Annotated in this window: 7 protein-coding genes; 1 reads left to right on the top strand and 6 read right to left on the bottom strand. The window is 60.3% G+C overall.

From position 1 onward, the window contains the following. Nucleotides 1-90: 90 nt before the first annotated feature. Nucleotides 91-417 carry a hypothetical protein gene (locus tag EOM25_11360; protein ID NCC25771.1) on the top strand — a complete coding sequence of 109 codons (327 nt, stop codon included), beginning with the start codon at nt 91-93 and terminating at the stop codon, nt 415-417. A gap of 62 nt (nt 418-479) precedes the next feature. Here the strand turns inward: EOM25_11360 and EOM25_11365 are convergent, their stop codons facing one another. The 6 genes from EOM25_11365 to EOM25_11390 all read right to left on the bottom strand — a co-directional run. Next, on the bottom strand, nt 480-1,370 hold the full coding sequence (locus EOM25_11365; protein ID NCC25772.1) for a hypothetical protein: 891 nt from the start codon (nt 1,368-1,370) through the stop codon (nt 480-482). Beyond that, a complete protein-coding gene (locus EOM25_11370) occupies nt 1,367-3,049 on the bottom strand; it encodes a glycosyltransferase family 2 protein (protein NCC25773.1) in 1,683 nt (560 codons plus the stop codon). The genes EOM25_11365 and EOM25_11370 overlap by 4 nt, the downstream gene beginning before the upstream one ends. After that, nucleotides 3,000-3,746: a DUF3431 domain-containing protein gene (locus EOM25_11375; protein NCC25774.1), complete on the bottom strand. Its 747-nt coding sequence runs from the start codon at nt 3,744-3,746 to the stop codon at nt 3,000-3,002. The genes EOM25_11370 and EOM25_11375 overlap by 50 nt, the downstream gene beginning before the upstream one ends. Beyond that, complete coding sequence (locus tag EOM25_11380) at nt 3,728-4,648, bottom strand: glycosyltransferase (GenBank protein NCC25775.1); 921 nt, start codon at nt 4,646-4,648, stop codon at nt 3,728-3,730. Before EOM25_11380 ends, EOM25_11375 begins: the two co-directional genes overlap by 19 nt. A 124-nt stretch (nt 4,649-4,772) precedes the next feature. Further along, nucleotides 4,773-5,585, bottom strand: coding sequence for a sugar phosphate isomerase/epimerase (locus EOM25_11385; GenBank protein NCC25776.1), 813 nt, complete (start codon nt 5,583-5,585; stop codon nt 4,773-4,775). Between the two features lie 7 nt (nt 5,586-5,592). Continuing rightward, nucleotides 5,593-6,181 (bottom strand): cation acetate symporter (locus tag EOM25_11390; protein ID NCC25777.1); only part of this gene is annotated, 589 nt, incomplete at its 5' end.

The raw sequence follows: 6,181 nt of genomic DNA on the forward strand, positions 1-6,181 counted from the left end.
GTGCTACTCGCCCTGAATTCAGCCAAAGGCGCTCTCTTGATCGTTGCTGGCGTTTGTGCTTTTCGCCTTCATCCCTCGGGACGAAAGCTCTTGATCGGAGCGTTGCTGTTCGCCATCGTTGCGGACGCACTAGGACTCGTCTGGTTCGTCGGAACATCTGCCGCGACGTTCGAGATCAACTTGCGTCATTCCGTGGAAACAAACGAGATCGTGATGAGGGACGCCCTATCACTGAGTGATACGAGGACGATACTTGCCTCGGTCTTGGCTGCCTTTGTCGTACTGCACCTCCTGAAGATCGGCCTGCAAGCGGCGGCCTGCAAGTACCTGCAATCGGCGGCGATTCGCCAGCTTTATGCTACTCCGACCTCGGGCGTGGAGTGTACCACGGGGCAGGCTACCGGGAAACGACGATAGAGTCAGGATGTGTCGGGGGTATCGATCATGAACGACGAGCAACGTAGGATTCCAGTTTGGCTCTATGCCGAGACCGGACCGACCCCTTTCCGCCGTCCCGCTTCGCGGACGACGGCGGCTCGCTCTTTCTCGACGATTGGGTGTTCTTCCGTGCAGAGTTGGATGAGTTTCTGGACCAGAAGATCAAGGGGCCCGGTGTTCAGGAGGGCCTCGAACCCGATCATCTCCCCTGAAGCCAGGGTGAGGGTTCGGTTGGACATGTCCACGGCGACCACTTCGGCGTTCAGCCGGAGATGCTCTCCAAGACGGGCCGCCAGCCGGACAAAAATGTCCCCGGTTCCACCCCGCAGCGGGAAGCGGAAACTGTTGTTCGGGCCCCATGATTCGTCCTCGCGCTCCAGGATGAGATTCTCGAGCACCTTTTTAAGATCAACCACCGAGACCCGCTCGCCGATCCAGGAAAAGGACATGAGTTCCGGGGGCGTGGCCCAGACCTTGAAATTGTAGGAAAGCATGAACAGGCGAGCGATGCCGGGTCCGAAAACGTGCAGGATCCAGTCCTTGAACGTGTGCAGTTCGCCGGCACGCTCGCGCAAGAGTCCCTGGACGCATTCCCAGATGTGTTCGCGGGAAAGATGGCGGATGTTGTTCTGAAAGGGGTAGGGCACCCATCGGCCGTCAATGCGAATCCGGGCCACCCGCTGGTGCTCCAGGCGGTCCGGGCCCAGCAGATCGTCCAGGAGACGGTCGAAATACTCGTAATGGGAAAAGACCACGTGTCCGCCCACATCCCAGGTGAAGCCTTGATCGTCCAGATAGCTGGCCGAGAGGCCACCGGGCCGGTCTCCCCGCTCCAGGACGAGGAAACTCTCCTCCCCCAGCTCACGGAGTCGATGCCCGGCCCCTAATCCTGTCGGGCCCCCTCCGATGATGAGATATTTGACGGACGTCACGCCCCCCTTCCCTCCTTGAGAAGATTTTCAAGTATTCCAAGCTTACGGAAAAAATCCTGGGCCAGCAGGTCTCGCTCCCAGGCCATGGATTGATCGTACTCCTCTTGGGAATGCAACATCTGCAATTTGTACATATTGGCCATGGAGTTACCGTACTCCAAAGGGCTGATCAAAGCCGAGGCCCCGGTCCGCTTCATATGCCGGACGCACAAGTGTCCCTGATACACCGTCGGCTTTCTGCCCAAACTCATGCGGATGTCCCGTTCCAGGTCGTCAAATTGGGATGGCGAGAATCGAAGGTCGAAACCACCCAGTTCATGGAAGCTTGCGCCTCGAAAGAGATGGCAGCAGCCTGTGACCGAAGCACAGGGCCGAAGATAGTCGAACTGGCCGAAATCAAGGGTCTGATGGTGCAGATCGGAAACCTCGAATCGACGACCTTCGCCGTTGGCCTTGCTCCCGGCCATGAGGTGGAGGTCAACACTCTGAAGCACGACCGGTCGCTGGGCGTCCACGACCCGGCAACCCCAGGCCCCGGCCTCGGGATAGGCCGCCACAGCCGCACCAAACCTGGACAGCCAGTCTTCCGGCACCAAAGCGTCGTCGTCCAGATAGGCCACCCAATCGCAGGACCGCACTTCAGGCAGATGCATGAGCCAGTTCCGGGCCGCCGGGGCCCCGATGTTCACATGCAGTGGAACCACCTGAAAATCACCTTCCCCCCAGCGCTCTGCCCAGGCACGAAGCACCTCGGCCGTGCCGTCAGTGCTGCCGTTGTCCAGAACCCGGACGAGGGCCCCATCCAGATCGGAAGCCCGTACTCCGGCCAGGGTGGCGTCCAGATCTTGGGCCTTGTTGAAGGAATACAGGAGAACGGCCTTGGTGCCCCCGAGGGTGTTTCTCTTCCCGGCCACCCCTGTTAGCAGATCATGCAGCCCGAGAATTTCAGTCACAGCCCAGGGATGGTCGTTCAAAAGCTGCCGAACCAGTCGCCGGGCCTGGGATTGGCGTCCGGCGGTCCAGGCCTGACGCACCCGCAGGGCCATGGCATCGGGTCCCTTGCTGCGGGCGGCGACGTCTGCGGCCCGGTCCAGATCCCCGGTCAGGACGCTCAACGCCATCCTGATGCTGTCCCGACAGGGGGTCAGGGCCTCTGCCCAGGGCCAGCCCAAGGCTTCGGTCACCATTTCCCAGCGGTTCTCGAAAAAGGCCAGAGTCAAAAACTGCTGCCTCCAGTACAGATTGTCTCCGCTTTCAGCCAGTTGCTTGCGCATATAGGCCTCCATCTTCTCGAAGGCTCTCTGTTCGGCCAAGCGGCGATAGTACTGGAGATTAGTCGGCATCTCCCATCGGGAGACCACTGCCCGCAACATCTCGGCCCGATCCGGATTCAGAAACGGCCATTTTTCATTAAGCTCAAGAAGTTGCCCAGCCAATTGGCCGTCCAAAGGGTCCTTGGCCCAGGCCGAAATCAAAAGATCTATGGCCAAGTCCAGACGGAAACGCATCTGTCCGGCTCCGCCCAGATCCTGCATGCAAGCCTGGGCTAGGCCCATGAGGTGGATCTTGCCCTCGGAGCCGACCAGCAAAGCGTCACGAACTGTTGGAGGGAGCTTTACCCAGAAGGGATTATTCACGGCCATCGTTGGATCCTTTGACATCGTTTGTCTGTCTTTCATCAAACCCGGAGGAGACCCAAACTGGGTCACTCTCGAACCTAAACCGATAGGTCTTCTTGTTCAACTTGGTGTACCCGTTGAAAATTATGGCCCACAGACGCTCAAATGCGTGGCCGGTATTCCACTCGTCACCGGGATCGGCCAAAACCAGATTCATGGCTCGGGCATAAAATTCCCTTGGGCGGGCAAGAATTCTGTCCTTATGGACCAGGAACAATCCGGCTGGGGCCCTGGTATGAAAAGAAGTGGGGACAGGACCTTGAAACAGATGTTTATAAACTTCCCCGACAGGTATATCGTGAGAAGCACCTGCCCACACTCCAGACTTGCCGCCAAGGGCCAGTTCATGCGGTCGGCCCATTCGGTCGCAGCGGATGGAGTATGAGGCCAGCCCCTTGAAACAGATGTTCCTGAAAACCAATTCCCGGATGGTCTTGGCCAAAAGTTCGGGGGTGGTTCCGGATGAAAAATGGGGGAAGGGATCCCCCTGCGAAAAAAAAGTATAGGTTGGGAACCGCGGATAGTTCTTCAGAATGTGATAGAGATACGTATGAGCTTCTCGGCCGATATTCGGCAGAGAATGATAAGGACCTCGTCGGCCTGACTTGTCATAGACCACTGTTGGCAGACCGGTTTGGCCTACCCAGGAGATTTCCTCACGAAAGCGGGCAACAACGATCAGAACGTTTTCGCCCACGCCTGTATCTCCCGGTTCTGACTGGCTTCACTGTACGCTTCGAGCATGGCCTCCAGGGCCTCGACATGGGTACATCCGATCCGGGCCACAGCCCTCTCCAGCCCCTTGGCTGCTCCGAGTACGTCGCCGTCAGCAACCCACCAGCCATTGCCGCCCCAGGAAACATTCCGGGGCCGATAGCCGTGAGGGGAAAAACCGTCCGGCTCCATCTGCCGCATGTAATCCCATCCGCCAAAGCCGGTGAACCCGGCGCACAGGCAGCCGCAGGCCATGGCCTCCAGGGGTGGCAGAGGGCAGCCCTCGGGGAATCCGGTGACCAGGAAAACGTGGCAAGACCGCAGGGCCTCGGCCACGCCAGAGCGGTCCAGGCCGTGGATGGGGACCCATTGGACCTGGGCCTTGGGGTTTCGCTCCTCGAAGATCCGCCGGATCTGCTCGGCCAGGGCCTTGTTCTTGCGGGGCATGAAGCCGATGCGCACCGGGCCGTCGGGCCTTGATACCGGTGGATGAAACAGGCCCCGATCGATGGACGGGCGGATGATGAAAGGACGTTTACCGAGCACCTGCTCCAGATGCCAAGCAATGGGGTCGGATACGGCCAAAAAGTCAACGGGCAGCCCCCGCCAGCGAACGCCTTCCTCAAGCCCCTGGAAAAGAAAGGACCAGTTTTGGCAATAGATCACGGTCTGGCATCCGGCCCGCAGACCAAAGGCCAGGGCATTGGGCCAGCCTTCGGGGACAATGAACATCTCATCGGCCGCGGGCGGGTTCATTCTGATGTCGTCGATACGCAACCCGGCCAGAAGCTCCCGGCTGGCTCCTGTCGGCTCCTCCCAGACCAGAATCCGGACATCCTGGCCCAGCGCGATCATGCCCCTGGCCACCTGGGCCAAAACAACCATGCCTCCGCTGACGGAACGGAGCGGAGGGAAGAAAATGGCCACCCGATTATTGTCCGGGCGTGGCAGGGATTCGTGTTGAGGAACCATCGCCGTCTTCAAGCAAGAACAAGGCCAGGACCGGGACTCATGCCTTGGGCAACTCCAGAGCCTCTCTGGCCCGGGACACCCATTCGCCAAGCCGCCGGACCACGTCATCCTCGGCATCAAAGGCCCCCGGACTGACCTCGAGGGTCAAGAAACCCTGGTACTCGTCATTGCCGACACGGTCCAGAAACCGATCCAGCGGCAGGCGCCCGGTGCCCGGCCAAAGGTGCTCCCGCAACCCGTCCGTGTCGGAAAAGTGGATGTTCCGGACCAGACCGGGGGGTACGGCCTGCCACGCGTCCAGAATGTCCCGACCGCTGACGCCCAAATGGCAAACGTCCAGGGTCATGCCCATTCCTTTCTGAAGACATGCCTGGGCCAGCCCGGCCAAGGGGTCTTTGCCGAACGGGCCCCGGTCCTGCCAGGGGAGGTTCTCCAGGGACAGAAGGCGGGAATCCTCCACATCGAGAATGGCGGCCAGGTCGCCGGTGGTGGCGAAACGCCAATACAGTGAGAACTCCCCGGGCTTGAAAAAGGGCGGGTGCAGAGTCACGTTTCTGACTCCTCCCAGTTCCCAGGCCAGATCGACGCTGTTCTTCCAGGCTTTGAAATGTCCGCCCCACAGGGCCCATTGCCGGAACGGGGCGTGGATGCTCAAAACGTGACACGACTCGGTGTCGCGAAGGACCCGGCCGACATTCAGGAACTCCGGATCCGACAGAATGAGCTCCAGGCCGTCAAAGCCGGCACCGGCCCCGATCTCGGCTATTCGTTCCAGAGGAAAATGAAAGAGGCTTCCGGTGGAGAGGAGAATTTTCAATTCTGGATTCGGCAACCGTCCCTCCCCGCTCAAAGGTCGTTCAGCCCGCTTCCGGGCCGTGCATCCGAATCATGACCTCTTCGGTGTCATTTGGGACAGCCGACTCTCCCCGGGCCGTTCGTTCCAGCCACGAAAACAGGAGAATGGCCCCAAAGGCCAGGAACATGACCAGCCCGCCCGGATTGCGGAACTGGAGCCATTCCGGCAAGAAGACCCGGCCCAGAATGGTCGTCAGAGAACCGACGAGTCCCGTGGCCAGACCGGCTATTGCCCCGCCGCAGGTCATTTTCGGCCACCAGACCCCAAGGACAAGGACCGGGAAAAAGGTCGAGGCGGCCACGGCAAAGGCCAGCCCCACCAGCACGGCGATTTGCATGTCCTCGGCGACCAGACCCAGGGGAATGCCCAGAAGTCCGATGGCCACGGCCGCGGCCCGGGCGATGCTTACCCGCCGCCCCTCGGGCATCTGGGGATCAAAGACATTCACGGCCAGATCATGCCCCACAGTCCCGGCGCAGGCGATGATAAGTCCGGCCATGGTCGACAGAATGGCCGCAAAGGCCCCGGCCACCACCACCCCCAAAAGGACTTGGCCCCCGAAAAAGGCCCCGGCTATGGGCACGGCCAGA

The organism is Deltaproteobacteria bacterium, from assembly GCA_009929795.1.
Taxonomy (GTDB): Bacteria; Desulfobacterota; Desulfovibrionia; order Desulfovibrionales; family Desulfomicrobiaceae; genus RZZR01.